Source organism: Paenibacillus thiaminolyticus, from assembly GCF_003591545.1.
Classification (GTDB): domain Bacteria; phylum Bacillota; class Bacilli; order Paenibacillales; family Paenibacillaceae; genus Paenibacillus_B; species Paenibacillus_B thiaminolyticus_A.
Window position 1 is genome coordinate 63,531 of the sequence record NZ_QYZD01000010.1, and the last position, 13,959, is coordinate 77,489.

13 protein-coding genes are annotated in these 13,959 nt (G+C 49.0%); 1 reads left to right on the forward strand and 12 read right to left on the reverse strand.

Annotated features, from left to right (window positions below):
* Positions 1 to 16 precede the first annotated feature (16 nt).
* The 10 genes from DQX05_RS12895 to DQX05_RS12940 form a co-directional block, all read right to left on the reverse strand.
* Positions 17 to 1,555, reverse strand: coding sequence for an acyl-CoA carboxylase subunit beta (locus DQX05_RS12895; RefSeq protein WP_119794031.1), 1,539 nt, complete (start codon positions 1,553 to 1,555; stop codon positions 17 to 19).
* 31 nt (positions 1,556 to 1,586) lie between these two features.
* Positions 1,587 to 2,369, reverse strand: a complete 783-nt coding sequence (locus DQX05_RS12900; RefSeq protein WP_119794032.1) for an enoyl-CoA hydratase — start codon at positions 2,367 to 2,369, stop codon at positions 1,587 to 1,589.
* A gap of 37 nt (positions 2,370 to 2,406) precedes the next feature.
* Entirely contained in the window at positions 2,407 to 3,309 is a 903-nt protein-coding gene (locus DQX05_RS12905; protein ID WP_119794122.1) for a hydroxymethylglutaryl-CoA lyase, read from the reverse strand.
* A gap of 22 nt (positions 3,310 to 3,331) precedes the next feature.
* The gene (locus DQX05_RS12910) at positions 3,332 to 3,544 is read right to left on the reverse strand and encodes an acetyl-CoA carboxylase biotin carboxyl carrier protein subunit (RefSeq protein ID WP_006677949.1); all 213 of its coding nucleotides are present in this window, start codon (positions 3,542 to 3,544) and stop codon (positions 3,332 to 3,334) included.
* A 58-nt stretch (positions 3,545 to 3,602) separates the two neighbouring features.
* On the reverse strand, positions 3,603 to 4,949 hold the full coding sequence (locus DQX05_RS12915) for an acetyl-CoA carboxylase biotin carboxylase subunit (protein WP_119794033.1): 1,347 nt from the start codon (positions 4,947 to 4,949) through the stop codon (positions 3,603 to 3,605).
* Between the two features lie 14 nt (positions 4,950 to 4,963).
* On the reverse strand, positions 4,964 to 6,103 hold the full coding sequence (locus tag DQX05_RS12920; RefSeq protein WP_119794034.1) for an acyl-CoA dehydrogenase: 1,140 nt from the start codon (positions 6,101 to 6,103) through the stop codon (positions 4,964 to 4,966).
* 20 nt (positions 6,104 to 6,123) lie between these two features.
* Positions 6,124 to 7,299 (reverse strand): dihydrolipoamide acetyltransferase family protein, encoded by a 1,176-nt coding sequence (locus tag DQX05_RS12925; RefSeq protein ID WP_119794035.1) that lies wholly within the window; start codon positions 7,297 to 7,299, stop codon positions 6,124 to 6,126.
* Between the two features lie 18 nt (positions 7,300 to 7,317).
* The gene (locus DQX05_RS12930) at positions 7,318 to 8,301 is read right to left on the reverse strand and encodes an alpha-ketoacid dehydrogenase subunit beta (RefSeq protein ID WP_119794036.1); all 984 of its coding nucleotides are present in this window, start codon (positions 8,299 to 8,301) and stop codon (positions 7,318 to 7,320) included.
* Between the two features lie 12 nt (positions 8,302 to 8,313).
* Positions 8,314 to 9,327 carry a thiamine pyrophosphate-dependent dehydrogenase E1 component subunit alpha gene (locus DQX05_RS12935; RefSeq protein ID WP_119794037.1) on the reverse strand — a complete coding sequence of 338 codons (1,014 nt, stop codon included), beginning with the start codon at positions 9,325 to 9,327 and terminating at the stop codon, positions 8,314 to 8,316.
* A gap of 250 nt (positions 9,328 to 9,577) precedes the next feature.
* Entirely contained in the window at positions 9,578 to 10,705 is a 1,128-nt protein-coding gene (locus DQX05_RS12940) for an NAD(P)/FAD-dependent oxidoreductase (RefSeq protein WP_119794123.1), read from the reverse strand.
* 134 nt (positions 10,706 to 10,839) lie between these two features.
* Between DQX05_RS12940 and DQX05_RS12945 the strand changes: the two genes are divergently transcribed.
* A complete protein-coding gene (locus tag DQX05_RS12945; RefSeq protein WP_119794038.1) occupies positions 10,840 to 11,484 on the forward strand; it encodes a hypothetical protein in 645 nt (214 codons plus the stop codon).
* 63 nt (positions 11,485 to 11,547) lie between these two features.
* On the opposite strand, the gene DQX05_RS12950 is transcribed toward DQX05_RS12945, so the two are convergent.
* On the reverse strand, positions 11,548 to 11,991 hold the full coding sequence (locus DQX05_RS12950) for a hypothetical protein (protein WP_119794039.1): 444 nt from the start codon (positions 11,989 to 11,991) through the stop codon (positions 11,548 to 11,550).
* 122 nt (positions 11,992 to 12,113) lie between these two features.
* Positions 12,114 to 12,683 carry a hypothetical protein gene (locus DQX05_RS12955; protein WP_259391960.1) on the reverse strand — a complete coding sequence of 190 codons (570 nt, stop codon included), beginning with the start codon at positions 12,681 to 12,683 and terminating at the stop codon, positions 12,114 to 12,116.
* Between the last annotated feature and the right edge of the window lie 1,276 nt (positions 12,684 to 13,959).

The window sequence follows — 13,959 nt, forward strand, 5'->3', positions numbered from 1 at the left end:
CGGAAATGCCAGCCAATTATACCGGATATACCGGATGCTTCCGCTCAGAGAAGACGACAACCTTGGATGAATAAGCCTCGAACCGATTCACTAACTCGTCACGCAACGAATTGGCCGGAATAATCCCGTCAATAATCATTTCGGAGGCCAGCCGGTAAATATCAATATCCTGCTTATATTTCTCCCGCTCTTGTGCAATAAAAGAGGCCCGCTCGTTTTCCGGAAGTTGAGCAATTTTATTCGCATAGACGGCGTTGACCGCAGCCTCCGGTCCCATCACCGCAATTTGAGCCGTTGGCAATGCGAGACAGCAATCCGGTTCAAACGCAGGACCAGCCATCGCATACAGGCCTGCTCCGTATGCTTTGCGGACGATCACCGAGATTTTGGGGACGCTCGCTTCGGACATGGCCGAAATCATTTTCGCGCCATGACGGATAATTCCTGCCCGCTCCACCTTGGTGCCGATCATAAAACCGGGAACGTCGGCGAGAAACAGAAGCGGGATATGAAACGCATCGCAAAGGGTAATAAATCGAGCGGCCTTATCCGCCGAATCGTGAAACAGCACGCCTCCTTTTACCCGCGGCTGATTGGCAATAATCCCGACCGTTCTTCCGTTTATTCGGGCCAATCCCGTGATCAGTTCGGCGGCAAACAGCTTCTTCATCTCAAAGAACGAGCCCCTGTCAATAATCCGGTCAATCAAGTCATACATATTAAACGGCGCATTCTGATTGGACGGGATGATTTCTTCTAATGATTGCTCAAAGTATTGAGGTGCCGCTGCTTCCACGACCGGCGGTTTTTCTGAAAAGTTGGCGGGAAAATAGGAGAGATATTGTCGTGCCATCGAAATGGCTTCTTCTTCGTTGTTGGCCAGCACATCGCCGCATCCGGAGACCGAGCAATGCATGCGCGCCCCGCCCATTTCTTCTAACGTCACCTTTTCTCCGATAACCATCTCCGCCATCCGCGGGGAACCGAGATACATGGATGCATTTCCGTCCACCATAATCACGATATCGCAAAATGCCGGAATGTATGCTCCGCCTGCAGCCGAAGGCCCAAAGAGCAGGCAGATTTGAGGAATTTTACCCGACAATTTGACCTGATTGTAAAAAATGCGGCCCGCCCCGCGCCTGCCGGGGAACATCTCGACCTGGTCCGTAATGCGAGCGCCTGCTGAATCCACGAGGTAGATCAACGGCACTCTCATTTTCTCTGCCGTCTCTTGTATGCGAATGATCTTCTCTACCGTACGCGATCCCCAAGAACCGGCTTTTACGGTGGAATCATTGGCCATCACACAGACGATTCTCCCGTTAATCTTGCCAATCGCCGTAACCACGCCATCCGCCGGAAGGTCTTCCGCCGCGCAGTTGGCAAATAACGCATCCTCCAGCTCGAAACCCGGATCTAACAATAGCTTCAACCGGTCGCGAACAAATCGTTTTCCTCGCTCCGCATTCTTTTGATGATAAGCCGGCGTCCCCCCTTGGCGGATCCGTGAACTGCGTTCCTGCAGCTCCTCCCGATTAATTTCCATGGACATCCCCTATTCCTCCTTATCTCCAACATGCTTGTTACTCGCCCTTAAATATGGGGGGACGCTTCTCTTTGAACGCCTGCAGTCCTTCCGAGCGATCCTTTGTCGGAATCGTGACGTCATAGGCATGTTGCTCAATCGCAAGCCCGGTGCTCAGATCCGCATCATATCCCTTATCGATGGCGAACTTGGCCTGCGCCACGGCGATAGGAGCATTTCGAACAATGTTACCTGATATTTCCAGTGCTTTATCGAGAAGGGATTCAGGCGGCGTGACAACCTCTACCACTCCCATGTCCCTTGCCTCGTTGGCATCGATTGTTCTTGCCGTGAAAATGAGCTCTTTGGCGCGCCCCTTCCCGATCATCCTCGGCAACCGCTGCGTTCCGCCTGCGCCTGGAATAATCCCTAGCGAAGTCTCCGCAAGGGCGAATGCTGCCGTGTCGGAAGCGATCCGAATGTCACATGCCAACGCCAATTCCATTCCCCCGCCCACAGCGGCTCCGTTCACGGCGGCAATGACAGGCTGGGGCAGGGCTTCTACATCATTGACAGTCTCGCGGATCATAGTCACCGTCCTCCGCACCCGGTTCATGTCCATTCCCGCGCGCTCTTTTAAATCGGCGCCTGCGCAAAAAGCTTTCTCTCCTGCCCCTGTGACCACGATACAGCGAACAGACCGGTCAAATTTACATGCCGCAGCCGCATCCCGCAATTGTTCCAGCATCTGTATCGATAGCGCATTGGCGGCTTCCGGCCGGTTTAACGTCATGAGCACAATTCCATTTCCCATGTCAGAGACCAATACGGCTTTTTCCATGCTCCCCCTCCTTCCCTGAACCGAATCATGAGTCTGCCTATCCGTTCGAGCTGCCGGCCTGAAGATTGCGGCTTGGCAACTCCCTCCCTATCTTTTCCTGAATAAAACGGGCCGCAGAGAGCAGCTTTTCCTGATTTACCCCCGTGCGAATCCCCATCGCATCCAGCATGTAAAGCAAATCGTCCGAAGCCACATTGCCCGAGGCCCCCGGCGCATACGGGCATCCGCCCAAACCGCCGACCGAGGCATCGAACGTCGTGATCCCCATATCCATAGACACCAGAATGTTTGCCAGAGCCGTCCCGCGCGTATCGTGAAAGTGCAGGGCTAATTTGTTGGCATCAAAACGCTCCAAAAGAATATCCAATACCTCTTGCACCTGCTTCGGATTTGCAATGCCAATCGTATCCCCGAGAGATAACTCGCCAATCCCCATTTCGAACAACGTGTCCGACACCCGGATCACCTCGTCGATGGACACAGGACCTTCATAGGGACAACCGAAGACGGTTGACACATAACCGCGGACTGACTTTCCTGCAGCAAGCGCTTCTTGCGCCACTTCTCTTAGCATAGGAAAGGTAACGCGAATAGACTTGTTTATGTTCCTAAGATTATGAGTTTCGCTGGCGGACATAAAGACGGCTGCTTCATCCACATCGGCTTCCAGCGCCCGCTCCAGACCTTGACGATTCGGAACGAGAGCGGAATAACGGATGCCAGGCATCCGTTCAATTCCTGCCGCAACTTCAGCGGCATCGGCCAGCGCCGGGATCCACTTGGGATTCACGAACGAAGTGATTTCAATGGATTTGAGTCCGGTGCCGGACAATTGGTTGATCCAAGCGATTTTATCCTCTGTTGGCACAAAGACCTTCTCATTCTGTAATCCATCCCTCGGCCCAACCTCTTTGATCGTCACACTCGCCGGCCAGTTCATCTCCCCAACCCCCAGCATACGTTTACTCGAGCTCGATCAATAGATCTCCTTCATTAACAAAGTCGCCTTCGCTCACGATTACTTCCTTCACCGTCCCGCCGGAACCAACCGTGATCGCGATCTCCATTTTCATCGATTCCAACACGACCACGTTTTGTCCCGCTTCGACTTGGTCCCCAGGCTTGACAAGAATTTGATACACATTCCCCGCCATAACCGCCACGATTTTGCTCATCTGAATAACCTCCTGTTCTACGAATAGCCTTCCGGAAGCTCGCCGAGGCTTCGTCATGTCATGTCTTTTCTAGTACATACTTCGCAACGAAACTCGTTGTCGTATCGCCTGAACGGAATGCGGGATGCGCGATGACTTCTTGGAGCATCGGGATGTTCGTTTTGATGCCCTCGACCTGATAATCGGCCAGCGCCTGTTGAAGCCGGTCAATCGCTTCGTCGCGATCCTTCCCTTTGACTATGAGCTTAGCAATCATCGGATCATAGAAAGGAGTGACCATGGAACCATCATGTACAGCCAACTCATGGCGGATTCCGTCTCCTTCAGGTATAGCCAACTTCGTGATCACTCCCGGTGATGGGAAGAACGTCTTCGGATCTTCCGCATAAATTCGCACTTCAATCGCATGACCGTCTCGTGTCACAGCGGATTGGCCAAAATTCAAGCAATGTCCGGCCGCAATTCGCAATTGCTCTGCAACCAAGTCCAAGCCGGTAATCTCTTCTGTAATCGTATGCTCCACCTGTAGACGAGTATTCATTTCAAGGAAATAGAAATTTTTATTCCCGTCAACCAAAAACTCGATGGTTCCTGCATTCCGGTAGCCGATGGATTGAGCCGCCCTTACAGCCGCTTCTCCCATTTTGCTTCTCGTGAGTTCGTCCAAATAGGCAGAAGGGGCTTCCTCCACTACTTTTTGATGACGGCGTTGAATGGAGCACTCCCGTTCCCCTAAGTGGACTGTATTCCCATAGGAATCGGCCAAAATCTGAATTTCGATGTGCCGGGGATTTTCCACAACCTTCTCTATATACATGGCCCCGTCTCCGAAGAAATCAGAGGCGCGTTTCCGGTTCCCTTCAAATGCTTGCTTCATTTCCGATTCGTTATAAACGATCTGCATGCCGATCCCGCCACCGCCGGCCGAAGCCTTGAGCATGACCGGATAGCCGATACGATGGGCTTCCCGTGCTGCTTCTTCCGCATCCGCTAATGGATAGGAAATGCCGGGGACTACAGGCACACCCGCTTTTTCCATGCTATTCCGGGATTCAATTTTACTGCCCATGCGGGAGATGACATCCGCGGATGGACCGATGAATACGATCCCGGCCTCCTCACAGCGGCGGGCAAATTCGGCATTTTCCGAGAGAAGGCCGTATCCGGGGTGAATAGCATCCGCTTTTGAAAGACGGGCGATTTCTAAAATTTTGTCGATTTTTAAATAGCTATCGGTTACTCTGGGATTTCCGCACTCGTAGGCCTCATCCGCCATTGTGACATGAGGGGCTTCCTTATCCACTTTCGAGTATATGCTGACGGTGGCAATGCCCAGCGATTTGCACGTACGGATCACTCGAGCCGCAATTTCGCCCCGGTTAGCGATTAGAATCTTTTTGAACATAGTACCAATCCCCTTTAACAGCCGATCTGGCGTGCAATCACCATTCGTTGCACCTCCGAAGTTCCTTCCCCGATCTCTAACAGCTTGGCGTCCCGGAAGAACCGCTCCACCTGGTATTCCTTCATATAACCATACCCGCCATGAATCTGAACGGCTTGATCGCACACCTTCATACATATTTCCGAAGCAAATAATTTGGCCATCGCCGCTTCCTTCTTAAATCCTCTTCCTTGATCCTTAAGCCATGCCGCTTTATAAACCATGTTGCGTGCGATTTCAATATTCATGGCCATGTCGGCCAGTTTAAATTGGATGGCTTGAAAGGCAGATAAGCTGTGGCCAAATTGTTTTCTTACTTTGGCATATTGGAGCGATTTTTCATAAGCTCCTTGCGCGATCCCGACCGCCATGGCTCCGATCCCGATTCTCCCTCCGTCAAGCGTAGCCAAAAATTGCTTGTATCCATTTCCTTCTTTCCCCAAGAGATTTTCTTTGGGAACGGTTACATTTTCCAAAACTAACTCCGTTGTATTCGAAGCGTGAAGACCCATCTTTTCATAATTGCTAAGGACTGTAAATCCTGGCGCATCGGTAGGCACGATAAACGCACTGATTCCATCCGTCCCTTTGGAGCGATCCGTTACGGCCGTGAGCGCCAGGCTTTTGGCAAAGCTTGCATTGGTAATAAAGCATTTGGAGCCGGAAATCATCCACTGATCCCCATGCAGCTTCGCTGTCGTTCGGGTTCCGCCTGCATCGGAACCGGCATTCGGTTCCGTCAGCCCGAACGCCCCCAAGTATTCTCCTGTACATAGGGGGGTTAAGTATTTTTCCTTTTGCTCGTGCGTTCCGAACAAATGGATGGGTGCCCCGCCTAACGAAATATGGGCAGAATAGGTGATACCCGTGGATGCGCATACCCGGCTTAATTCTTCTACAGCGATAGCAAAGCTTATTGTATCTGCTCCCCCGCCGCCATATTGTTCGGGAAAAGGCAGGCCCATGACTCCCAGCTTCGTTATTTTATCGAACACATCCTCCGGAAATTGCTTTGTGCGATCCCGTTCATCTGCGCCCGGGGCAACCTCGCCTTCCGCAAAATCACGCATCATCTTCTTTATCAACGCTTGTTCCTCGGTTAAATCAAAATACATGATTTCATCGCCCCTTTCCTTTAATCGAGTCCGGTGTCCGCGCTGTAACTCTCGATCTTTTGCTTGACTGTATTCAAGAAGCGGCCGCATACCAGACCGTCCAAAACCCGGTGATCCATGGAAAGACAGATGTTCACCATATCGCGAACAGCAATCATGTTATCGATGACGATCGGACGTTGTACGATGGCTTCCACACTTAAATTCGCCACTTGCGGAGGAATGATGATTGGGGCGGAAAGAACGGAGCCGAAAGAGCCTGTGTTATTAACGGTAAAAGTTCCTCCGGTGGTATCCTCTGGCGTTAACCTGCCCTCCCTCGTCTTCTTGACCAATTCATCTACTGCTTTGGCAAGATCGAAAATGCTTTTTTGGTCGGCGTCCTTAATGACGGGAACGAATAATGCTTGATCCGTGGCCACGGCAATCGAAATATGAACCGCTTTTTTGACGATAATGTGATCATCTGCCCACTGCGAATGTAAGATGGGGAATTCCTTCAAGGCTTCTACTACCGACTTGATAAAGAATGGCAAATAAGTTAAATGGATTCCTTCTTTTTTCTGAAACTCCTCTTTGATCTGGCCCCGATAACGTACCAGATTGGTGACATCGCATTCGACCATAAGCCAGGCGTGGGGGATTTCCTGCTTGCTTTTTAGCATTCGTTGGGCAATCGTTTTGCGGATGGCGGTAACCGGGATCGTCTCGTCGTCAACTGAACTCTTTCCTTGCAAAATCTCCAAGATGTCTTTCCGGGTGATGCGTCCGGCAATGCCTGATCCTTCGATACGGGAAAGATCCAGGTTGTTTTCTTGCGCCAGTTTAAGCACGGCCGGCGAATAGCGTTGGTTCTTGGCTGCTTGCGTTGTCAGATCACTGGTTCCCTGCGTTGTCACATCATCGGCTTCCTGATAGGGAGCGGAGGTCTTGGATTCAACCGGCGTGATCGCATTATCTTCCGCCGCAATACAGCAAATCAAAGCCCCTACCTCTACCGTTTCGCCTTCTTGAACGACAATTTCGGATATCGTGCCGCTAAAAGAAGAAGGAACCTCCGCAATCACTTTATCGGTAATCACTTCGCATACAGGATCATACTTTTTGACTTTATCCCCGATGTTGACGAGCCACTTGGAGATGGTTCCTTCCGTTATACTTTCTCCTAACTGGGGCATAATGATTTTCTCAGCCATATTCTCCTCCCGATCGGATCATAATTGCGCCAATTCTTTCATGGCTTGGTATACTTTATCCGGATTGAGCATGAAGAATTTCTCCATTGGCAAACTGTAAGGTATAGCGGGAACGTCTGGACCGCAAAGGCGTTTGATTGGAGCATCCAATTCAAAAAGGCATTCCTCTGCGAGCACAGCTGCTACTTCAGCCCCTACCCCTCCCTCTTTGTTGTCTTCGTGAATAATCAGCACTTTACCAGTTTTACGAGCGGCCTCTACAATAGATTCCTTATCCAGAGGATAGAGAGTACGCAAATCGAGAATGTGAGCGCTGTATCCTTCTTGGGCGAGCTTTTCTGCCGCTTCCAACGCAAAATGCAAGGCAAGTCCGTAAGAAATAACCGTGAGGTCTTCTCCTTGCCGCTTAATATCCGACTTCCCGATGGGAACAATGTAATCCGAGTCCGGCACTTCTCCTTTGATCAATCGATAGCATCGCTTATGTTCAAAGAAAAGAACAGGATCTTCATCGCGAATGGCTGCTTTTAGCAGTCCTTTGGCATCATAAGGAGTGGAAGGTGTGACCACTTTTAGACCGGGTATGTTGCAAAACATGGCTTCGACGCATTGCGAATGATAGAGGGCGCCGCGAACTCCTCCTCCATAAGGAGCACGAATGACCAAGGGACAGTTCCAATCTCCGTTCGAGCGGTATCTCATTTTGGCTGCTTCATTCACAATTTGATTGACGGCTGGCATGATATACTCGGCAAACTGAATTTCTGCTACTGGCCTCATTCCATAAGCGGCTGCCCCAACCGATACACCTGCAATAGCCGCTTCGGATAGGGGCGTATCGATAACCCGTTGTTCCCCGAACTCCTCATAAAATCCCTGTGTAACCCGAAATACCCCCCCGCGTACCCCAACGTCTTCTCCTAGTACAAATACCCTGGTATCTCGCTGCATTTCCTCCCGAAGAGCTTGAGTCACTGCATCAATATAAGAAATTACAGCCATTTCTCACTCCCCCTATTCTGCATACACGTGCTTAAGGGCATCTTCCGGAGCCGAATCCGGGGCAATCTCCGCATATTCCGTGGCCTCATCGACTTCCATGAGCATCCGGTCATGGATTTCCTTTTCTTTTGATTCATCTAATAGCCCCGCATCTTTAAGATAATTGCTGAAGGTTACTAGCGGATCCTTCTTCCTGGCTTCTTCCACTTCTGCACGGGAACGGTAGGTGCGATCATCGTCGTCGCTGGAATGAGGGACCAAACGATAGACGACCGCCTCGATAAGCGTTGGCCCTTCTCCTCTTCTTGCCCGATCGGCCGCCTCTGTCGTGACCTTATATACCTCCAAAGGATCATTGCCATCCACACTGATGCCGGGAAACCCATAGCCTTGTGCCCGATCCGCGATACTGTCACAAGCCGCCTGCTTTGAAAAGGGGACAGAAATGGCATACTTGTTGTTCTCGCACAAGAAAATGACAGGAAGCTTGTGCACCCCCGCAAAGTTCGCCGCTTCGTGAAACTCCCCTTGATTGCTGCCCCCGTCCCCAAAGGCCGTTAATACGACGAGTTTTTCTCCTTGCATTTTTCCAGATAAAGCGATTCCAACACCATGCGGCACTTGACTCGAGACGACACTGGACCCGGAAAGAATATTCAGTCTTTTACTTCCGTAATGTCCTGGCATTTGGCGTCCGCCACTGTTTGGATCTCCCGCCCTGGCAAAAGCGGAAAGCATCAATTCCTTTGCCGTCATCCCGAATACAATAGCCATACCCATGTCCCGATAATACGGACAAAGAAAATCTTTCATTCGATCCAACGCATAAGCCGCTCCTACTTGTGCTGCTTCATGACCTTGGCAGGACACGAGAAAAGGGATCTTTCCCGCACGATTTAGAATCCACATCCGTTCATCTACTTTGCGCGCCAACACCATATGCTGATACATTTCAAGAACCTGCTGATCCGATAAACCTAGTGCTTTGTGCCGGTTCTTAACTTGGCCAATTTCGGCATTGTTCATATCGTATCCCCCCGACAATTGTACCGCTGCATACTGCGGCTTCCTTTATTTTACACACCCTCATTTCCATCGTGAAATATATATTGTGCATAGAAACTATGCCTAAAAAATATAGGCCGTATTAGAATGCCGGCCGTCTCAATCCTCGGATTACGTCCTCATAATGAAGACAAACCCCCGCGAATGTCCTACATCCGCGGGAGTTCTATATGGTAAGGTTCGGTTTAAGATGCTGACGACATGCATTCATCTAGCATTCATCCATTGCTGTTCGAATATCATAATCATGGATATCAATATCCAGATCCATTCCCAATGCCAGCTTTGCGAGCTGCAATCCAATAAATGGGCCCATCGTCAATCCGGACGCTCCAAGTCCGTTGGCCGTGATCAGGCCATCCCAGCCAGGAACAGCGCCTATTACCGGAAGAAAGCCGGGCGTAAAAGGACGAAAACCGACTCTTACCTCTTGCACCGTGCTGTTGGCTAAGCCCGGTGCCAATCCCAACCCTTTATTCAGGATTTCCTGGATTCCGCCTGCTGTTACCCTTGTATCGTAACCTTCGATGTCATCTTCGTGCGTCGCGCCCATCACGATCTTTTGTGCGTCAAAAGCTAGCAGATATTGATCAGACGGCGGCATCACTACAGGCCAGGTCCCCGTGTCTTGTCTACCCGGAACCTGCAGATGCATGATCTGCGCTTTTTGATAACTTACCTTAAAGTGAATACCTGCAGGCTGCAGCAGTTGATTGGCCCACGCCCCTGCACACACGATGACTTCGTCAGACGAGAAGCTTTCAGCACCGACAGCTGCTCCGGTTACACGGTTCGCTTGATAGTAAAGCGCAGCATCCCCCTCGATCAGGACGGCCCCATTTCTTTGTGCCGATCGGATCAGCGCATCGCGCAGCGCACGGCCATCGATACGGGCTGCCCCGCTAATATGTACAGAATGATACCCTTCCGCCAACAGAGGAAACAGCTCCTGGGTTGCTTGTTCATTCAGCCGGGTAATGTCACCGATTTCCGGCGCATCCGCCTTTCGCAACTGTGCCCGCTCCTCTATCTTGCTGATTTTCTCCATATCGTCATGAATACTTAGTGCACCAACTTGAGCATAGCCGGTTTCTGTTTCGCTCTCGCTGGTCAATTCTTGAATCAATTCGGGGTAAAAACGTGCGCCCGCTGTAGCCAGCCGGTACCAAGCCTGATTGCGCCGCTGCGAGAGCCAGGGGCAGATAATGCCGGCCGCGGCATCCGTAGCCTGCCCTGTATCTTTGCGGTCTATGATAAGGACATCCGCACCCATTTTGGCCAACTGATAAGCTGTCGCTGCCCCAAGAATCCCTGCCCCGATTACGATGACTTTCTTCATATTTACATTCCTTTCCTCAAGCACTGTATCCATTATAGCGAATCCTGCCTGCGTTCCTCTACTCCGAACGATGGCCGGTATAAATCTCCCCATAATATGTAAACTAAAAGCAAATCGAACTAGGAGCTGCACACATGAATACAAAGATTACATCGATATTGTTGTTCGTCATGATTACATTTGCTGCTGCAACACCTCACACTCTGTCCTATGCGCTTGCTCCAACTTGTAAACAACAATTAGAGAATCTGGAACCGCCATCTCCCGTTACATTGCCTAATCCGCCCTTTCATCAGTCACCGGTACCCGGAAATTTACTGCCAATCTCCGATGTAATGAAGAAAGGAAAACCACTGGCCTATGTCGTGATCGCAGATCTTCCCCAATGGACAAGACCGTCTTATTTGCCTTACTGGCATAGCACCTATGAACGCTGGTCGTATGTGCCCAATCGAATACACTTCGCTAAGCATCGGTTATTTACGTCCCCCACGAACGCTTCCGTTCTGTATGACTTTACTCATAACGTGGGCATCGTGACAGAAATGGAGAACGCATATCACAACTTAACGGCGTTACAACTGGATAAAATCCTTGTCGTGATTATGAATACCGATGTGAAAAATATGAAATATCACAACCAGCAAGTCGTCATTGAAGGCAAACCTGTGCATTCCGGCCTGAAAATCGTTACGATCGATAATCCGGCACCTGGGAAGCCAATTTATTTTCAGCTGTCTACATCAAGCGGTGACGAGATTGACTACAGTATTTTTTAACGACAAACGCCGCTAGGCTTCCATACTTGGAAGTCAGCGGCGTTATTAGGCATCCGAAGTGCCCTAATCAATTACGGTATAGCTAAATTTCTTCTTGCCGAATTGAATGGCAGCCTGATAATTGGCTGTAGAATACTTCCCAAAATACACATCCACCCATCTGTAGCTAAGCCCCTGAGTATTGTTCAGATCACCTGTATCCTCCACAATAAACGTGTTCAAGGAAGAGCCGTCGGGAGTCACAATCCGGTTATTTCCTGTTAACACCAACATGGTGCCGAAGGGATAAATGGGTTTGTTCCAGTTGCTGCTCCCCCAGGAGTATGGATGTACGGCGACCCCTCCAATATAGGCAGAAGCGCCGCTGGCGAACACGGGCTTACTCACTCCGGATGGACCCAGATATGCTGTGAAATCTTGATTCGTGTAAGTCGTAGCAGCAGAAGCTGAAATTGGTGATAAGGTTACAAGAGCAACGAGAAGAATCGCCATAAGACTTTTTTTCATTTGCTTACCTCCAAATAAAAATGAGTAATACAACCTGGTTCGATAACCTGTTCCTCTAGAGAGACAAATTCCTTTCGTTACATTCGCCTTTTATGTATACACCACCACCTTACAAGAAAATGTTAATTCATCGTTACGCTTGATGAAGATTCAAATACTATCTTTTGTTGATGTAACGCCTTATCCAAGCCAATCACCGTAATGGTTGATTGGCCATCCAGCACTTGCAAGACAAAGTGATACCCGTTAGCCCAATCCTTACCCGGCAGCAGATCATGCTCTGTCTTGCTCCTGGACAATAATTCGGGGCTATCGAACACAACCTCTTCCCTATTGATGACATGAGTTTCTACAAATGGTCCGACACCTGGATACAGTCCTTCAATAGCGCCTTTACGAATAGCAATAACCGCCCGCTTGTTATCCGGAGTTCCTACTTGCAAATTCCATCGTTCTCTCTTGCCTTGATGTCCGCTACTTGTGCCCAATTCATCGTCTACGCTGGTCAAATAAAAAGGCACAGCGGACGAATCCCATTCCCATGCTGTCGCCATGCCAAGCTCAAGGGCCTCCTGTAAGGTTAAATCTTCGGATTCAGTTCGAGAAGACATGGGGCTGCTAGCTTGCAAGTATACCGTGGTGATAACTGCTGCGATGAAAAGAATGATTGGAACCATGATTTTTTTACTCAAGATCATCACCAACCTTATGATCTAGTAAATTTTACTAGTAATAGATTCAATTTACCATTTCTATTCGTTAGATTCAATAGCTAAAAATGTTAGAAATCGTCGGATTTGATTTTTCTATATTATGATCCTTATCACTGAGGTATCCGGCGATTTCAAGTTTCCCACTAAAAAAGGCTTCCCTTTGGCGAAATGGCGTCGTCGTGACAAGGTGTATGGTTACGAGGGGTTAGAAAAACGAAAACATAAAGATTGCGAGTAGAACTTTACACACTCGCGCCCTGCCCTAAGCTTCATGGTATCCATAGTGTCGTGTGTTGCGTTAGTATACTTTGGGGCAATGGAATATTTGATAGACGAGGAAAACGGGAAGACGGGTTGGCTTGTGGCCGCATTCTTGGGATGGGGTCTAGGAGTGATAAGTAGGCTATTTGTAAAGGACGAGCCACAAAACGGGTGACTGGTCTCGGGTAAGTACTCCTTGACAGGACATAAAAGTAGTTACAAAGCAATTTAAAAGGAACACCCAAAAGGTTTTTTATGTCTGCCTAACCTAAGTTGTTGTTAATGTTTTTCGCCTTTACTATTTTGATGCAGTCAATAACGGCCCGCAAGCGTTAGAGATGATTGGTTCCCGCGTAAAGAAGCAACCTGTCTACGCCACGCCCCACCGGCACTTCCTACGGAATAAGGAATAAGATTACGGACACAGTGAAGTATATTGCAAAATTGATAATGTTGCCCATTCCTTTAATTTCAATCACTCTTATGAAGAAAATGAGTGACACTAAAAGAAAAAACCAAGAGAACTGGAAACCATCAGGACTTGCAAATGAAATTACTGCAAAAACAACCACGCCCACAGTTATGATTAATTCCAAGGTGAGATAAGTTTTTTTTCGGTTTTTGTACGGGTTAATAAACACGACACGTTCCTCCTTATTGAACATTTGATCCCTTCTTATGATTGTAGGCGAACTCGTGGATGTTTTACTGCCAATTATACCCTAAGCGGGCATCACTGAAAATGAAAAAGTCGCAATTCACTTCCGTCAACAGAAGTGAATTGCGACACAAATATATTAGCCAAATACAATAAACGCAGGAGCGTTTGTTTTATGATTTAGACTTCCATCCTTCAATCCACGAAGGCTCGGTAGTAGAAATAATTTTATTGTAACTAGGGCCATCGTAAAACATTAAGACTGTAAATGTCCCATAACCCCAGACACGATAATTCGCTGGGACGTAGTATACATCTTTAGCATTGAAACCTACT